We start from the raw sequence: 15,869 nt of genomic DNA, 5'->3' as shown, positions 1-15,869 counted from the left end.
CCGGAAGCGGCCTCCCTTGTCCGATTGAACCCGGCCCATCACGCGATCAGGGAGCATTTCCGTGCAGACAACTTCCGCAAGCCATCGCTTCGACCTTCTGATCCGGAGGTGAGCGCGATGAAACTGCAACCGCGCGAGCAGCATTGCGCCCGGGTGTCGGGGCAGGGCGGGCGGACGATCGTGCTGGCCCATGGCTTCGGCTGCGACCAGACGGTCTGGAAGGATGTCGCCCCGGACCTGGCCGCCGAGTACACCGTCGTCACCTTCGATTTCGCCGGGGCGGGCGGGGCCGATCCCGGGCTCTACGACCGGCGGCGCCATGCCAGCCTTGACGGCTATGCCGATGACGTGATTGCGCTTTTCGAGGACATGGATCTGCAGGGAGCGGAATTCGTCGGCCATTCGGTCAGCGCGATGATCGGCGCCATCGCCGCGCTGAAGCGGCCCGGCATCTTCTCGTCGCTGGTGATGATCGGCCCGTCGGCCTGCTATCTCAACACGTCGGACGGCTATCACGGCGGCTTCGAGATGCGCGAGGTCGAGGAGTTCCTCGACCTGCTCGACCGCAATTTCGCGGGCTTCGCCGCCACCTTCGCGCCGATCGCCACCGGTCCCGCGAACGGACCGGAGGTCGCCGAGGAATTCGCGCGCACGCTCTGCCTGAATGATGCCGAGATCGCCAGCGCCTTCGCCCGGGTGACCTTCATGAGCGACACGCGCAAGCTCCTTCCGGCGCTGCGGCTGCCGGTGCATGTGCTTGCCTGCAGCGAGGATCCGATCGCGCCGGTGCCGGCCATCGAATTCGTCCACGAGGCCATTCCGCACTGCTCGATGGAGACGCTCGAGGCCACCGGCCACTGTCCGCATATCACCCATCCCGCCGAGGTGGTTGCCGCGCTGCGCCGCGCGCTGGATGAACGGCTTGGCGGCCAGGCGGCCAACGCCGCGGGCGGGTGACGCGATGGGAGTACTCGATCCGGCCAGCCTGACGACCTGCGGCCTCGTGTCCGTTGCATCGGACGGGGTGATCCAGGAGGCGAATGCCGCATTCCTGGCCTGGCTCGGCCGGAGCCGGAGCGAGGTCGTGGGGCAGATGCGGCTGCAGGACAGGTTCACCCCCGGCGGACGGCTCTATTTCCAGACCCATCTGCTGCCGATGCTGCGCCTGAATGGCGAGATCGCGGCCAGCGCCATCAACATGCTGCCGGACGCGCCGGAATCCGTCCTGCTCTCGGCCAGATCGGATCCCGAGGGCGGCGGGGCGGCCTTCGTGCTGATGCCCGCGGTGGAGCGGCTCCGCCGGGAGGCGCGGCTGACCGAACGCGTGGCCCAGTCGCGGCAGAAGGAATCCTGGCTGGCGCAGATCGAGACGCTGGCGGATATCGGCGCCTGGGCAGTCACCTTGCCCGACATGAAGCTGCACTGGTCCGACGCGGTCTTCCGCCTCCACGGCCTGCCGGTCGGAAACGAGCCCGACCTGGAGACGGCGCTGGGATACTATGCCGATCCCGCCGACCGGGAGCGGGCGGCGGCGCGCTTCGCGGCGGTTGTCGACCAGGGCGCGACGGTCGAGGTCGAGGCGCGCATCGTCACCGCCGACGGCCGCCTGCGCAACGTCCGCTCGCATGCGCGGCCGGTCTGGCACCAGGGACGGATCATCCGCGTCGACGGGCTATTCCAGGACATCACCCCCCAGCGCGAGGCCGAAGCCGCGCGCGACCAGGCCGTGACCCGGCTCTCGGGCATGGCGGAGAACCTGCCCGGCGTGCTCCTGACCGTCGAGAAGCCCGCGCGCGGCCCGGCGCGGATCGCCTATGTCTCGTCGCGCTGCCGGGAATTCTGGGGCCTGCCGCCCGAGGAGCTGTCCCGCGACATCGCCCTGCTGGACCGTCCCGGCCCGGAGGGCACCCCGGCCGGGCTCTCGGCGACGATCACCGCCGCGCTGGAGCGCGGCCTGCCGCTGGCGGACCGGTTCCGCATCACCGACCCCGCCGGCACGGAGCGCTGGCTGTCGCTGTGCGGCAGCGTGACCGGCGCGGGCGGCGGGTGGGTGCGCGCGGATTGCATCATCCTCGACATCACCGCCGAGGTCGAGGCCGAGGCCCAGCTCGAACGCCAGTCCGCGCTGATCCGCCATGTACAGAAATCCGAAAGCCTGGGCCAGCTGACCGGCGGGATGGCGCATGATTTCAACAACATCCTCGCGGTGATCCTCGGCAATCTCGAGCTTCTGCGCGCCGGGGACGGTGCCGATGACGAGGTTGCGCTGATCGATGCCGCGCTGGCGGCGACCGAGCGCGGCGCGGGGCTGACGCGCAGCCTCCTGGCCTTTGCCCGCAAGGCCCCCCTGGCGCCGGCGATCTGCGACCTGAACCAGATCGTGCGCGACACCCGCGACTGGACCGGGCGGACGCTGCCGGCGCATCTGGCGATCGAGACCTCGCTTCTCGAGGGGCTCTGGCCGGTGGAAGTCGATGTCGACAGCACCGCAAGCGCGCTGCTCAACCTCCTGGTCAATGCCCGGGACGCGATGCCCGATGGCGGGAGCCTGACGATCGAGACCGCCAATGTGCGGATCGACGACGACTACGTGACCGAGCGCTTCGACGAGGTGCCGTCCGGCCGCTACGTGATGCTGTCGGTCTCCGATACCGGCCTGGGCATTGCGCCCGAGGTGCTGCCGCATATCTTCGTGCCCTTCTACACGACGAAGCCCGTCGGCCGTGGCTCCGGGCTCGGCCTGTCGATGGTCGAGGGCTTCATGAAGCAGAGCGGCGGCACGATCCGGGTGTATTCCGAGCCGGGCAAGGGCACGACCTTCAAGCTCTATTTCCCGGCCCGGCCGGGCAGCGGCGCGGTCCCGGCGCCGCTGCCGCGCGAGGCGGTGCGGGGCGGCGGCCGCAGGGTGCTGCTGGCCGAGGACGAATCCGCCCTGCGCACGCTCCTGGTGCGCACGCTCGAGGCTGCGGGCTACCAGGTGATCACGGCGGCGAGCGGCGACATGGCGGCGGATATCTTCGCCGAGGATCCGGGCTGCGACCTGCTGCTGACCGATATCGTGATGCCCGGCAAGCTGCAGGGCCCGGGGCTGGCGCGCGCGCTGCGCCGCCTGCGGCCGGAGCTGCCGGTCGTCTTCATGTCGGGCTATGCCGCCGAGGCGGCGGTCCATGGCAACGGCCTGGAGCCTGACGACATCCGGCTGACGAAACCGGTGCGCCGCGGCGACCTGATCGCTGCGCTGGAGCGGGCGCTGGCCTCGCGCAGGCAGGGGGGGCGGTGATGGACAAGGCGCGTCCCCGGCTGCTGATCGCCGACGACAATCACGAATTCGCCGCCTATATCGGCCGCGCGGCCGAGGGCGCGGGCTGGACGGTGACGTCCTGCGCGGATGGCGGCGCGCTGCTGGACTCGGCGGCCGGGCTCGACTGTCCCGCGCTTCTGCTGGTCGATATCGACATGCCGGGTCTCGACGGCATCCAGGCGGCGGGTCAGCTGGCCCGGCTCGAGAATGCGGCGCTGTTCCGTCTGCGCTTCGTCACCGGCGGCGCCGAGACCGGTCCCCTGACGGCCCGCATGATCGCCGAGGCAGGCAGCATTGCGACCGGCCGCAGCCTCTTCAAGCCGGTCCGCCGCATGGAGCTGCTGGAGATCCTCGAACACGAGCACCACGTCCTCGACAGCCTCGCCGAAGAGCGCGGCGCCGGCTGATCATGTTCGCCCTGGTCCTGCAGGGATGACCTTGCCCCAGGGTCCCGGACTGGGGTGGTAATCCCTATGCGGCCATCGCGGCGGCCATGTCGATCCTTGCCTGCGCGGGCGTCCTGTATCCGATGCTCGAGTGGCGGCGCTGCCTGTTGCGGAACATGGCGATGCAATCGAACAGCTCGGCCGTTGGCTCTTGGCGTGCGCGGAACCTCGTGCGGTGGACGAGCGCGTTCTTCAGCGAGCCGAAGAACCTCTCCATGGGACCGTTCGATCCGCTGGCGCGGACCAGCGTGAACTCGAGGCAATGGACGGCACCGGACGCAAATTGACCTCCTCTGCCCGGGTGGCCGCTCAGCCCCGGTGCCGGCCGCTGGTTCTGGAGCGACATGCGCATCGCGTCTGCCCTGCTCGGAATAGAGTCGGCATTCTCTAGTTCGCAATGCTTGGGCTTCGGTCCTCTACTAACCGTTGGCGATACTCTCACGAGGCTCGCGTGCGGGGGATGATTGTCGTAGTCAGCGCGCCAGGCCAAGATCAGCTCCCTTGCGTGGCGCAGGCTGGCAAACAGGTGCTCGTTGAGGCTTTCGTCGCGCAGGCGGCAGTTGAAGCTCTCGACAAAGCCGCTCTGCATGGGGTTGCCCGGGGCGATGCAATGCCATTCGACCTTGCGGCCGTCCTGCGCGTGAAGGAGGGCATTGGAGGTCAGCCCTGTTCCGTTGTCGCTGACCACCATGCAGGGACAGCTGCACTTGATCGAGCCGGGCAAGCTGGTCCGGAACGCCTTTGCCGAGAGCACCAGCGGCGTTCGCCATTAGGCTCGAACCAGTGGCGGCTGAATGGCTCGCTTAGCGACGAGTGCCTCAACCTTCGCTGGTTCCGGCCGTTCCTGCATGCCAGCGAGAAAGTGGGCCGGGGGCGCGACGACTGCAATTCCGGGCGCCCGCATTCCGCGCCGGGATACCTGTCACCGCCACGGTCGCAGATGAAAACCGCCCCGGCGGCTTCCGAGACTCATGCGGTCCCGCCGCTGCCGCTCAACCCCAACCGGAGGATTGCAGTACAAAACGGCCCGGATGAAGGGGGAGGGTCAGGGTAAGGGGTCCGCGGACTGAGGCAGGTTGCCGTCCACTTCCCAACCACGGCTGCTCGGGCCGCTTTTCAGGCGGTGAGCTTGGCGGTGCATCCGTTCCAAAGATCGAAAGAATCTGTCCGCGGGTGGCGGTCGGACTTGGCGGAGAGACCGTGGCGCTTTGGCCCGGACAAGGCGGCTGCCTGATCATGAACGGGCAGGAACGCCGGGCCTGGCCGGGCGACATGGACCGGCCCATGATCTTCCCGCGGCGGCTCGTGTGGCGGTGGCTGGCGTCGGAGCGGTTGTTCAGTCCCCTGTGCTGGCGGTGTTCGACGCCCGGCGCGATTTCGGCTTTCGCGGTCGCGCAGGAGGCGAGCTTGTCGGCCGCCAGAACGCGCGGCATGCCCCAGCGCCGGAGACGCGCGCGGAAGAAGCGCTTTGCGGCGGCTTTTCCGCGCCGCGGCTGGACGAGGGGATCGAGGAATGCGCCATGTGTTCAAGCATGTTCGCGAATGCCGGTCCCGCCCACCGCGCGCCACAGCCAATGGGACTTGCCGTTGATCCGGATGACGGCCTCGTCGAGATGCCGTTTGTCCGCAGGAGCCGGACATCCCCGCCGGATGCTTGCGGCAAATTGATGGGCGAAGCGGTCGTCCCGGCCGCGGATCGTTTCGCGGGAGACCGTGACGCCGCGCTCGGCCGTTCGGGCATTCTCCCGGACCCACGGCGTTCATGCCCTCACTCCTCCATGTCGCCCAGGCTCAGGCGAAGCGGCGATGCGCCCAAACGGCATGACCGATGACGCCACGCGGAAAGCGGGAGCCCTTGATCCGGGGCAGGCCTTCGATGTTCAGCATCATGCGAGGCTACGCCATGCCGCGTGGCCGGCAACCTCGCAAAGCCGTCCGGGGCGGCTCTCTGCCCGATGGCGTCGGGCGCGCGGAGCGCTATCACCAGTCTGGCCAGTTGGGGCGTCCCCCGGTTCCGCTTGGCGCCAGCTCCCTGGCACTGCCGGGAAACCCGGTGGCAAATGCCAGCTGCACCGCGCTTCGGGACGCGATCAGGATCTCCTCGGGCTTGGACTTTCCTTGCCCCTTGTTCCCGCCCTCCATCTGGCGCGAAGGCCCAGCTCAGGGAGGAGCCCGTTTCACAGGAAGACCACGGGCTTTTCGCAGATGACGCATAGGTCTCGTCAGCCCACGGATGCAATGAAGCCGGGATCCGGGTCCGTCGCGCGGCAGGTGGCAAGCCATGCCAGGGCGTCTGCGGGAACTGCCGGTCGATGAGTTCCGTGACGGCCAGGTTCCTGGCGCTTCCATCGCGCGGCTGGCAAGCCAGGGTGGAATGGCCTCGGACAGCTGGCCGCACTGCCGCCGGAGGCTGGGACCGTGAGGCGCCGTTCTCGCCGGTTTCCGCCTCCTGTCCCGGGGGGAGACTGGAGGCGTCCGGCAGACAGCCGCGCGGGATCGACGGCCGGCCGATCCTGGCATGCCTTCGCCCGTTGCGCTCGGGCCCGTGGCGCAGGCGGGCCCGCTTTCGATCGCGGCGGCCGATGTGACTGGCTCGGCTTCCCGCCGCCTGGCCGCCGAAGACCGATGCCATGTTCCCGATCGCGGTCCGCACCAGCCGCGGATCGTTCCGGGAAGGATGGCGTTGAACGGCTGGCCCGGACCGACGGCGTTCGCCGGTCGACTCCTGGCCAGAACGGACGTCGCGCGCTGGCTGCGGAAGGCGCCGAGCGGTGCCGCCGCGTTGAACTCCAATGAAGGCGCTTCCGGTTCGCCGTCCCGGGCCAGTCCTGCCCGGGCGCCGAAGCTTGGAACCGCGTCCGTAGATCCGCGACCGCATCCTGTCGCTCCGGTCCGGCTTTCGGGGACGGGATTGTTCCGGGCGAAGGCCGATGCAGCCCCCGGCGACGGTCCATGGTCCGGCTTGCCGGAGGGCGGATTACCGCGAGACGTCGTCGAGCGCCGTGCGCATGAATTCGCCGAAGGACTTGTGCTCCTCGCGCGGCCGCTTGCGGTTCTCGATGGTGCGCGAGATCGCGACGGCCGCCAGGAACCAGGCCGGGGCGAAGAAGAAGAGGGCCACGAGCACGACATAGGGCGACAGGCCGACAAGCGTCGCAAGCCAGCCGGTGAAGGCCAGTGCGGCGAGGGCTCCGAGAAGCCAGGCCATGGCGCCGATCGCCGCCGCCAGCATGCCGGCGAGGCCCAGGATCAGAACCATCACGGTCACGTAGACCAGGAACGTCAACGCAAATTCACCCCGCTCAACCGACTCCCATAGCGGTATGTGAGCACACCTTCACCATATGTGAGCACATCTTCGCGGCAAGAGTCGAGCCCGGGGGGCGAATGCGCGGGGTCCCGGGGGTGCACGCCTTGGTGATCGCTGCCGTCTTCGGCGCCTGCCGGCGTCGCTGCGTCCCGCAAAAGGCGCAGCCGCGGATCCCGGTAGCCCGCGCCGGGCGGAACAGGTGCCGCGGCGTGGACGACGATGCCATGCAGGCAGTTGCATGGCATTGGGGAACGGCTTCGGCCCGGTTGATCCATGGCCGCTGCTCGCGCCGCCGTGCTGCAGGGGACGTGTCCGGACGCGGCAGCCAGCTGCCTGTTTTCCGGACAACGCCCGGAATATGCCCAGCGGCTTGCCTGCCATTTGGGCGGATCGGAGTCTGCCGCCTTTCATTAAGATGTTCAGCTTGACGGCCGGGCGGGGCGGCGGCGAGCGTGACCGGGCTTGGGGAGCAACGATCAGAAAGCTTCGGGGGACGAATGCTTCCAAGATCCATCCTGGCGGCGGCCGTGATTGCGGCGCCGCTTGCTGCCTCTGCGTCGGTTATCGACAGCTACAGCATCTACAGCGGAATCTTCAAATTCGAGCCGGGAGGCCGGACCGAATTCTCCGGCCAGCCCCAGCCTTCGGGCTTCTCGGACTCGAGCTATTCCGAAACGCTGGAGATCGCCGACTACCTGTCGGGCTCCGGCGCGCTGAATAACGGCGGGACGTCGCTCGACCTGTCGACGGCCAATGTGTTCTCGAGCGCGGATGATGCCTCCATCGTGCTCTCGCTCGATGCTGTCTACCGGCTGAAGGAGATCATCATCTACTACGCGGAGGATGACGCGAACGTCACCACCACCCTGTCCGCGGTCGAGGCCACGGCATCGTCGGCTTCGGGCTCGGCCTCGGTCGCGGCGGTCGCCAGCACGAGCATCACCGCCGCGGGCCTCGCTGTCTCGGTGATCAGCGCCACGGGGACCGACCTGGAGGATGCCGTGGCGGACACGATCACGCTCTCCGGCTTCGAGACGGCCGGGATCGACTCGGACCTCTTCGCGATCGCCGAGATCGAGGTGGTCGGCACCGAAGTGGTGCCGGCCGTGCCCTTGCCCGCAAGCGGCCTGCTGCTTGTCGGCGGGGTGGCCGGGCTCGGACTGGCGCGCCATCTGCGGCGCGGCTGACAACCAGGGGCGGCGGGCAGGGAGACCGCGCCTGCCGCCCCCTTTCGCCCGGGACGGAGAGAATCGGACGGGCCGGGCCCGCGCCGGGCAAATTGCGTCGGCACCTCATGCTGCGTCACAGCGTGCACTTCGCCCGCTAAATCATCGTGTTACTATCCGGCAGTCCCGAAAGCGCGCATTTCGGCCATGCCGAAGGCAACCTATGGTTGATCCGGGCCGGGCTGCGTCCTAGCGAGGAACAGGGCCCGAAGAGGAGTGCCGGAAATGAACCCAGTGTCGCGGCAGGCGGTCCGATGAGCACGCCGACAGGCCAGCAGGTGGCGGAGATGTCCGCCGAGGAGAAACAGGATTTCTGGCGCACGCTGGTTCAGGGCGATGTCGGTGCGGCGGCGGCGGCGCGTGCGCCCATGGGGCTGGGGCTGCCGACCAACGAATTCATGGCGCGGCCGCTCCGGGTGGAGGGGCGGCGGCCCTTCCAGTGGGCTCCGGCGGCTCGCGGCGCGGCACTGCAGCTTGGCGCGGCGGCGACGGCCGATCTGAGCCATCTTCTCGACGGCAGCGACAGCATGGTGCTGGCAAGCCCCGGCGCGCGGCTGGTGGCCGGGCGCGGCCGGACCTTCCTGGGGACCGACGGCCAGATGGCGACGGCGGGGCGCAAGGCGGCGCTGCGGGTGATGCGCATCGGCGATGAGGTGATCCTGCAGGAGGTCACCCCGGCCGCGCTGTCCTACGGACCGGCGCCCAGGTTGCAGCACGACGTCCGCTTCGTCTGCGGCGGCCAGTCGAACATGTCGCTGATGGAGGATCGCGGCGGCTGGGGCGGCTTCTCGGCAGCACTGGCGCGGGGCCTGGAAGGCGCGCGCAATCTCTCGGTCAGCTTCGTCAACGGCGCCACGGGCGGGACGGCGATCGACAGGCGCTCGGTGCGCGGCGACTCGGAGGGCTACTGGTGGGATGCCGAAGCTGCAGCGCCGGGCCCGTCGCTGTTGGCCTTCTACGACGCGCTCGATGCGGGCCTTGCCGATGGCCAGGACCTGCCGCTGCGCTGCTTCTGGACCCAGGGCGAGAGCGATGCCAATGCGCTGCAGAACCGGCGGATGTCGCCGGCGCAGATGACGCAGACGGTCCTGGCGGTCTGGGACCATATCTGGGCACGCCATCCGGGGATGGTCTTCATCGTCAACATGATCGGCGGCTATGACTACCTGGCGGCCGAGCGGGGGACGAATGCCGCGCGGGCGGCCTATCTGCAGGCGATCGCCGCGCGGGAGAAGGCGCATCAGGGCATCGAGATGTACGACCTGCAGCGCGACTGGCTGGACATCCACTACCAGTACGGCGGCTACGCGATCGCAGGCGGACGGATGGCGGCGCATCTGCTCAATCTCGACTACGGCGCGCAGAACGCGCTCGGGCCGCGGGTCACTGCCGCGACGCTGCAGCCCGACCGGACGTCGGCCATCCTGACGATCGACTGGGGCAGGGCGCAGATCTGCCCGCCGCCGCAGGTGCTTCTGCAGGACCGGCGGCCCTATGGCATCTACATGCTCGCGCCGGGCAGCGATCCCTCGCAGCAGCCGCTCGATCTGGCGGCGGCGCGCTTCCTCGGCCGGGATCTCCTGGTCCGCTCGAAGCACGACATGAGCGGATGTTTCTTGGGCGGCCCCTATGGCTGCTGCGTCGAGGCGCGCCGCGGGCAGATCCTGCATGACATGAGCTTCAACAACTTCAGCGGCGACCGCGGCCTGCCGCTGCGCTCCTTCCTGATGAAAATCACCTGACGGGACCGGCAGACCCGGTCCCGCCTCCGCAGCCTGGCCAGCTTAAGCATGCCTTAACCGACTCGTGCCGATAGTTTCCGGACGAATTTGAGTTGAAATGTTCCGCTCTGTTCCCCATAGTGAGAACAAGAGCAGAACATAACTGGCATTGCCGCCCTCAAGCGGGCATGAGATAAGGACAGGCGTAATGGCTTCGGCAAACCTCCTCGATCTGGGCGGAACTCGCACTATGGACAAGCAGAAGGCGCTGGACTCGGCTCTGGCGCAAATCGAACGGCAGTTCGGCAAGGGCTCGATCATGAAGCTCGGCCAGGAAGGCGCGGTTCAGGACATCGAGGCGACCTCGACCGGTTCGCTGGGACTCGACATCGCGCTCGGCATCGGCGGCCTGCCCAAGGGCCGGGTGATCGAGATCTTCGGCCCGGAAAGCTCGGGCAAGACCACGCTGACGCTGCATTGCGTGGCGGAAGAGCAGAAAAAGGGCGGGATCTGCGCCTTCGTCGATGCCGAACATGCACTCGACCCGCAATATGCCCGCAAGCTCGGCGTCAATCTCGACGAGCTGCTGATCAGCCAGCCGGATACTGGCGAACAGGCGCTGGAGATCACCGATACCCTGATCCGCTCCGGCGCGGTCAGCATGGTCGTGGTCGACTCCGTCGCCGCGCTGACGCCGAAATCCGAGCTCGAGGGCGACATGGGCGATGCCCAGGTCGGTGCCCAGGCCCGGCTGATGAGCCAGGCGATGCGCAAGCTGACCGCCTCGATCAGCCGCTCGAACTGCATGGTGATCTTCATCAACCAGATCCGGATGAAGATCGGCGTCATGTTCGGCTCGCCCGAGACCACGACGGGCGGCAACGCGCTGAAATTCTACTCCTCGGTCCGGCTCGACATCCGCCGCATCGGCTCGGTCAAGGACCGCGACGAGGTGGTGGGCAACCAGACCAAGGTCAAGATCGTCAAGAACAAGGTGGCGCCGCCCTTCAAGCAGGTGGAATTCGACATCATCTACGGCGAGGGCATCTCCAAGATGGGCGAGCTGCTCGATCTGGGGGTCAAGGCCGGGGTCGTGTCGAAATCCGGTTCCTGGTACTCCTATGGCGACGAGCGGATCGGCCAGGGGCGCGAGAACGCCAAGACCTACCTGCGCCAGAACCAGAAGATCGCGATGGAAATCGAGGACCAGATCCGCGCGGCCCACGGGCTCGACTTCCACATGGGCGAAGAGACCGATACCAGCAGCGACGACGAGGTGATGGAGGGCTGATCCTCCCCCCGGACCGGGCCCCCGGGCCCCTGCGGAACCCCGTCCTCGCGGCGGGGTTTTTTCATGCGCGCCTGCGATGTGGACACCCCGCCGCTTGGGCGATAGAGAGGCGGGAACCGAACCGGCAAGAGACGCTGAGCCATGGCAAGCCTGAACGATATCCGCACGACCTTCCTCGACTATTTCGGACGCAATGGCCACGCGGTGGTGGACAGCTCGCCGCTGGTCCCGCGCAACGATCCGACGCTGATGTTCACCGCGGCGGGCATGGTCCAGTTCAAGAACGTCTTCACCGGCGTCGAGCACCGCGACTACTCCCGCGCCACCACCGCGCAGAAATGCGTCCGCGCAGGCGGCAAGCATAACGACCTCGACAATGTCGGCTATACCGCGCGCCACCATACCTTCTTCGAAATGCTGGGGAATTTTTCCTTCGGCGACTATTTCAAGGAAGACGCGATCCCCTTCGCCTGGGAGCTGCTGACCAAGGATTTCGGCATCGACAAGTCGCGCCTCCTGGTCACCGTCTACCACACCGACGAAGAGGCGGTGCAGATCTGGAAGAAAGTCGCGGGGCTGCCCGACGACCGCATCATCCGCATCGCCACCGACGACAACTTCTGGTCGGCCGGCCCGACCGGTCCCTGCGGTCCCTGCACCGAGATCTTCTACGACCATGGCGACCATGTCTGGGGCGGCCCTCCGGGCAGCCCGGAAGAGGATGGCGACCGGTTCATCGAGATCTGGAACCTCGTCTTCATGCAGTACGAGCAGTTCGAGGACGGCCGCCGCGAGGACCTGCCGAAGCCCTCGATCGACACCGGCATGGGGCTGGAGCGGATCGGCGCGCTGCTGCAGGGCAAGCACGACAACTACGACACCGACCTGATGCGCTCGCTGATCGAGGCCTCGGCGAATGCGACCTCCTGCGATCCCGACGGTCCGGGCAAGGTGCATCACCGGGTCATCGCCGACCACCTGCGCTCGACCTCCTTCCTGATCGCCGACGGCGTGTCGCCCTCGAATGACGGCCGCGGCTACGTGCTGCGCCGGATCATGCGCCGCGCGATGCGCCATGCGCATCTGCTGGGCGCCAAGGATCCGCTGATGCACCGGCTGGTCCCGGCGCTGGTCGCGCAGATGGGCCAGGCCTATCCGGAACTCGGCCAGGCGCAGTCGCTGATCGAGGAGACCCTGCAGCTGGAAGAGAACCGCTTCCGCCAGACGCTCGACCGCGGCCTGAAGCTGCTCGACGACGCACTTGTCGACCTGCCCGAGGGCGCGGAGCTGCCGGGCGAGACCGCGTTCAAGCTCTACGACACCTACGGCTTCCCGCTCGACCTGACCCAGGACGCGCTGCGCGAGAAGGGCCACACGGTCGACACGACCGGCTTCGACAGCGCCATGGCCGAGCAGAAGGCCAAGGCGCGCGCCGCCTGGGCGGGCTCGGGCGAGACCGCCGATGCCGCGATCTGGTTCGACCTGGCCGAGAAGCACGGCGTGACCGAGTTCCTCGGCTATGACGCCGAGTTCTCCGAAGGCCAGCTGCTGGCGATCGTCAAGGACGGCGCCGCGGCGACGGAGGCTGCGGTCGGCGAGACGGTGCAGATCGTGGTCAACCAGACCCCGTTCTATGCCGAAAGCGGCGGCCAGGTGGGCGACTCCGGGCGGTTGCGGACTGCAACCGGGGCGGCGACGATCACGGATACCAAGAAATCTGCGGGCGTTTTCATCCACTTCGCCGAAGTGACCGAAGGCACGATTTCCGCCGGGCAGGGCGCCGAGCTGATCGTCGATCACGGCCGCCGCGCCGCGATCCGCGCCAACCACTCGGCGACGCACCTGCTGAACGAGGCGCTGCGCGAGGTGCTGGGCACCCATGTGGCGCAGCGCGGCTCGCTCAATGCCGAGGATCGCCTGCGCTTCGATTTCAGCCATTCCAAGGCGGTGACGTCCGAGGAGCTGGCCCGCATCAATGCCGACGTCAACGCGATGATCCGCCAGAACAGCCAAGTCGATACCCGCATCATGACGCCCGACGAGGCGCGCGAGCTGGGCGCCCAGGCGCTGTTCGGCGAGAAATACGGCGACGAGGTCCGGGTCGTGTCGATGGGCACGCAGAAGGGCTCCGGCAAGGGCGTGACCGGCGATGTCTACTCGCTGGAGCTCTGTGGCGGCACCCATGTCAAGCGGCTGGGCGAGATCGGCATGTTCGTGACGCTGGGCGACAGCGCCTCCTCGGCCGGCATCCGCCGGATCGAGGCGCTGACCGGGCAGGCCGCCTTCGACTACCTGGCCGGGCAGGCGGCGACGCTGTCCGAGGCGGCGGGCGTGCTGAAGGCGCAGGCCGATGACGTGCCCTCGCGGCTGCAGGCGCTGCTCGACGAGCGCCGCGCGCTGCAGAACGAGGTGGCGCAGCTGCGCCGCGACCTCGCGATGGGCGGCGGCTCGGGATCGGGGCCTGAAACCAAGGACATCAAGGGCGTGACCTTCCTCGGCCAGAGCCTTTCGGGCGTCTCCGGCAAGGATCTGCGTCCGTTGATCGACGCGCACAAGGAACGGCTGGGCTCGGGCGTGATCGTGCTGATCGCCGATGCCGACGGCAAGGCGGCCGTGGCCGCGGGCGTCACCGGCGACCTGACCGGCCGCATCTCGGCAGTCGACCTGGTCAAGGCGGCGGCGGCCGAGCTGGGCGGCAAGGGCGGCGGCGGCCGACCCGACATGGCCCAGGCCGGGGGGGCGGATGCCACCCGGGCGCCCGAGGCGCTGGCCGCCGTGGAACGCGTGTTGGAGGGACTGTGATGCCTGCGCTCTGGATCACCCATGTAAGTGTCAGCAACGAAGAGGACTACGGCAAGTACGCGAAGCTTGCCGGGCCTGCCATTGCCAAGCATGGCGGCACCTTCCTGGCACGCGGCACCCGCTACAAGTGGATCGAGGGCAACGAGCGCCCGCGCAATGTCGTCGTCCGCTTCGACAGCATCGAGGCGGCCGAGGCCTGCTACAACAGCCCAGAATACCAGGAGGCGCTGTCCTTCGCGAAGGACGCCTCCGAGCGGGACATGGTCTTCGTCGAGATCGCCGACGCCTGACCGGACGAGTGGCGGGGGGCCTCTAGCCCTCCGCGACCGCGATCAGGTCGCGCATCAGCCCCAGCTCCCAGTCCATGCCCTCGGGCGTCCGGTAGGCATGGATATTGCTCCAGACATAGTCCGCCGTCGGGTAGGGCCGCGAGATGGCGTGGACCCCCTCCGCGAGGCGCGTGATGCCGGGTGCCAGCGGGCTGTCGCCGAAATCCAGGATCACCAGGCGGGGCTCTGCGGCGCCGGCCTCCGAGATCGCCGCGAGCAGCCGGTCGATCTCGGCGCGGCTGCCTTCGGGATGGAACTTCGCCCAGCGGCTCATCACATGGATCGCGCCGGGACGGCGGCTGGCCTCGTAGAAGGCGGGGACCAGCGCGGCCTGATGGGCGCGGAACCGGGCGAAGTCGTCGTCCGTCCAGGCCGGGCCGCGATGGTGGTTCCAGGTGATGCCGCGCACCGGATCGACCAGCATCGGCTGCCGGCTTGCGGCATGCGGGCGGGTGCCGATGGCGCCGGGCCCGGCATAGCCGTCGAAGCGGCTCTCGAGGATGCCGAGCAGTCCGGGCATGCGATGCACGCCCAGGCTGAACGGGTTCATGTCGCGCATCGTGTCGCGGAAGCCCCAGCGGTTCAGGATCACCCAGGGCTGGCATTCGCAGCCGAGGCTGACATAGCTGCGGCGGCTGAGGCGGGCGCGGTGGCGTTCGCGGAAGATCTGGCGGCGCTTCGCGGCCCCGCGCAGGCGGTCCGCCGCGGGGGCGGTCACCGCGGGATCGAGCACGGACTGCTCGGCATATTCCGTCAGCCAGGACAGGAAGGCCACGGAGGCGCCGGAGATGCAGGCGGGATCCCCGAGGAAGGCCGCCGTCCGCGCCGCGACCTGCGGCCAGTCGTGATCGGCGACCAGGTCGTGCAGCTGCTGCATCGCCGCTTCGGTGAATTCGGGCCGCGTTCCGGCTGTCATGCTGTGGCTTCCCCCGCGCGTCGCAATTGCTTTTCCGCATGCTAGGGGACTGGCGGCGCGGCGTATATCGCCGTAGCGCGGGCCCTGCCGGAAATCCGCCGATGGCGGGCGGGAGGGCTCACTCCGCGGCCGCGGCCGGCCGTTTCTTCGGCAGCACGCCCTCGGCGCGCAGCATCGCCTTGAACTGCTTCATCACCGGGCGCGAGATCCGCGTTTCCGCCAGGACGCGCGCCTCGTAGACATCCATGCGGACATGCTCCACCGTTTCGGCACGGGCGCGCGCGATCATCTCGTGGCTGTCGCGGCCGAGCTTGGCGGCCGGCAGATGCCGCACCGCGTCATAGAGCGCCATCATGATGGCGGCCTCGTGCGGCGGCATCTTGCATTTCCCGTCGAGCACCTTCAGCGCAACCGCGATGGCGCAGTCGACATGGGCCGGGCAGAGAGGACTACGCTCTGCCCAGCCCTGAACGTCAACGCCCCCCTCGGGAGCATCGGGGGCGGACGTCGTCCCGGTCATCCGGGCG

13 protein-coding genes and 2 pseudogenes are annotated in these 15,869 nt (G+C 68.5%); 9 read left to right on the top strand and 6 right to left on the bottom strand.

The window, feature by feature from the left end; genetic code table 11:
• The first annotated feature begins 117 nt into the window (after positions 1 to 117).
• From FGX59_RS02075 to FGX59_RS02065, 3 genes are read left to right on the top strand one after another with little or no spacing between them, the layout of a single operon-like run.
• Positions 118 to 957 (top strand): alpha/beta fold hydrolase, encoded by an 840-nt coding sequence (locus tag FGX59_RS02075; RefSeq protein ID WP_138464860.1) that lies wholly within the window; start codon positions 118 to 120, stop codon positions 955 to 957.
• A gap of 4 nt (positions 958 to 961) precedes the next feature.
• Positions 962 to 3,280: a PAS domain-containing sensor histidine kinase gene (locus FGX59_RS02070; RefSeq protein ID WP_171060479.1), complete on the top strand. Its 2,319-nt coding sequence runs from the start codon at positions 962 to 964 to the stop codon at positions 3,278 to 3,280.
• Positions 3,280 to 3,708: a response regulator gene (locus FGX59_RS02065; protein ID WP_138464856.1), complete on the top strand. Its 429-nt coding sequence runs from the start codon at positions 3,280 to 3,282 to the stop codon at positions 3,706 to 3,708. Before FGX59_RS02070 ends, FGX59_RS02065 begins: the two co-directional genes overlap by 1 nt.
• Positions 3,709 to 3,772: 64 nt before the next feature.
• Here FGX59_RS02065 and FGX59_RS39250 read toward each other — a convergent pair whose 3' ends face one another.
• On the bottom strand, positions 3,773 to 4,093 hold the full coding sequence (locus FGX59_RS39250; protein ID WP_255471529.1) for an IS3 family transposase: 321 nt from the start codon (positions 4,091 to 4,093) through the stop codon (positions 3,773 to 3,775).
• Positions 4,094 to 4,174: 81 nt separating this feature from the next.
• A pseudogene (locus tag FGX59_RS38570) lies at positions 4,175 to 4,444 on the bottom strand (transposase); the annotation flags it as partial.
• On the opposite strand from FGX59_RS38570, the gene FGX59_RS39560 reads away from it, so the two are divergent.
• Positions 4,358 to 4,801 (top strand): integrase core domain-containing protein, encoded by a 444-nt coding sequence (locus tag FGX59_RS39560; protein WP_138464852.1) that lies wholly within the window; start codon positions 4,358 to 4,360, stop codon positions 4,799 to 4,801. The pseudogene FGX59_RS38570 and the gene FGX59_RS39560 sit on opposite strands and share 87 nt — an antisense overlap.
• Before the next feature lie 62 nt (positions 4,802 to 4,863).
• Here FGX59_RS39560 and FGX59_RS02050 read toward each other — a convergent pair.
• Positions 4,864 to 5,634 (bottom strand): annotated as a pseudogene (locus FGX59_RS02050) (transposase).
• A 1,090-nt stretch (positions 5,635 to 6,724) separates the two neighbouring features.
• Complete coding sequence (locus FGX59_RS02045) at positions 6,725 to 7,033, bottom strand: hypothetical protein (RefSeq protein WP_138464850.1); 309 nt, start codon at positions 7,031 to 7,033, stop codon at positions 6,725 to 6,727.
• A 521-nt stretch (positions 7,034 to 7,554) separates the two neighbouring features.
• On the opposite strand from FGX59_RS02045, the gene FGX59_RS02040 reads away from it, so the two are divergent.
• The 5 genes from FGX59_RS02040 (at position 7,555) to FGX59_RS02020 (ending at position 14,387) form a co-directional block, all read left to right on the top strand.
• Positions 7,555 to 8,244: a VPLPA-CTERM sorting domain-containing protein gene (locus tag FGX59_RS02040; RefSeq protein ID WP_138464848.1), complete on the top strand. Its 690-nt coding sequence runs from the start codon at positions 7,555 to 7,557 to the stop codon at positions 8,242 to 8,244.
• Between the two features lie 293 nt (positions 8,245 to 8,537).
• The gene (locus FGX59_RS02035) at positions 8,538 to 10,025 is read left to right on the top strand and encodes a hypothetical protein (RefSeq protein ID WP_138464847.1); all 1,488 of its coding nucleotides are present in this window, start codon (positions 8,538 to 8,540) and stop codon (positions 10,023 to 10,025) included.
• A 187-nt stretch (positions 10,026 to 10,212) separates the two neighbouring features.
• Complete coding sequence (recA, locus tag FGX59_RS02030; RefSeq protein ID WP_138464845.1) at positions 10,213 to 11,295, top strand: recombinase RecA; 1,083 nt, start codon at positions 10,213 to 10,215, stop codon at positions 11,293 to 11,295.
• A 141-nt stretch (positions 11,296 to 11,436) separates the two neighbouring features.
• Positions 11,437 to 14,097 carry an alanine--tRNA ligase gene (gene alaS / locus FGX59_RS02025; RefSeq protein ID WP_138464843.1) on the top strand — a complete coding sequence of 887 codons (2,661 nt, stop codon included), beginning with the start codon at positions 11,437 to 11,439 and terminating at the stop codon, positions 14,095 to 14,097.
• Complete coding sequence (locus FGX59_RS02020; RefSeq protein WP_138464842.1) at positions 14,097 to 14,387, top strand: DUF1330 domain-containing protein; 291 nt, start codon at positions 14,097 to 14,099, stop codon at positions 14,385 to 14,387. The genes alaS and FGX59_RS02020 overlap by 1 nt, the downstream gene beginning before the upstream one ends.
• Before the next feature lie 22 nt (positions 14,388 to 14,409).
• Here the strand turns inward: FGX59_RS02020 and FGX59_RS02015 are convergent, their stop codons facing one another.
• Positions 14,410 to 15,342: a DUF1796 family putative cysteine peptidase gene (locus FGX59_RS02015; protein WP_138464840.1), complete on the bottom strand. Its 933-nt coding sequence runs from the start codon at positions 15,340 to 15,342 to the stop codon at positions 14,410 to 14,412.
• Positions 15,343 to 15,460: 118 nt separating this feature from the next.
• Positions 15,461 to 15,862, bottom strand: a complete 402-nt coding sequence (locus FGX59_RS02010) for a hypothetical protein (RefSeq protein WP_138464838.1) — start codon at positions 15,860 to 15,862, stop codon at positions 15,461 to 15,463.
• Between the last annotated feature and the right edge of the window lie 7 nt (positions 15,863 to 15,869).

It is taken from the genome of Poseidonocella sp. HB161398 (assembly GCF_005870025.1).
Lineage (GTDB): Bacteria > Pseudomonadota > Alphaproteobacteria > Rhodobacterales > Rhodobacteraceae > Mangrovicoccus.
The sequence above is the reverse complement of the archived record's forward strand: the minus strand, read 5'-3'. Positions and strand labels throughout refer to the sequence as shown.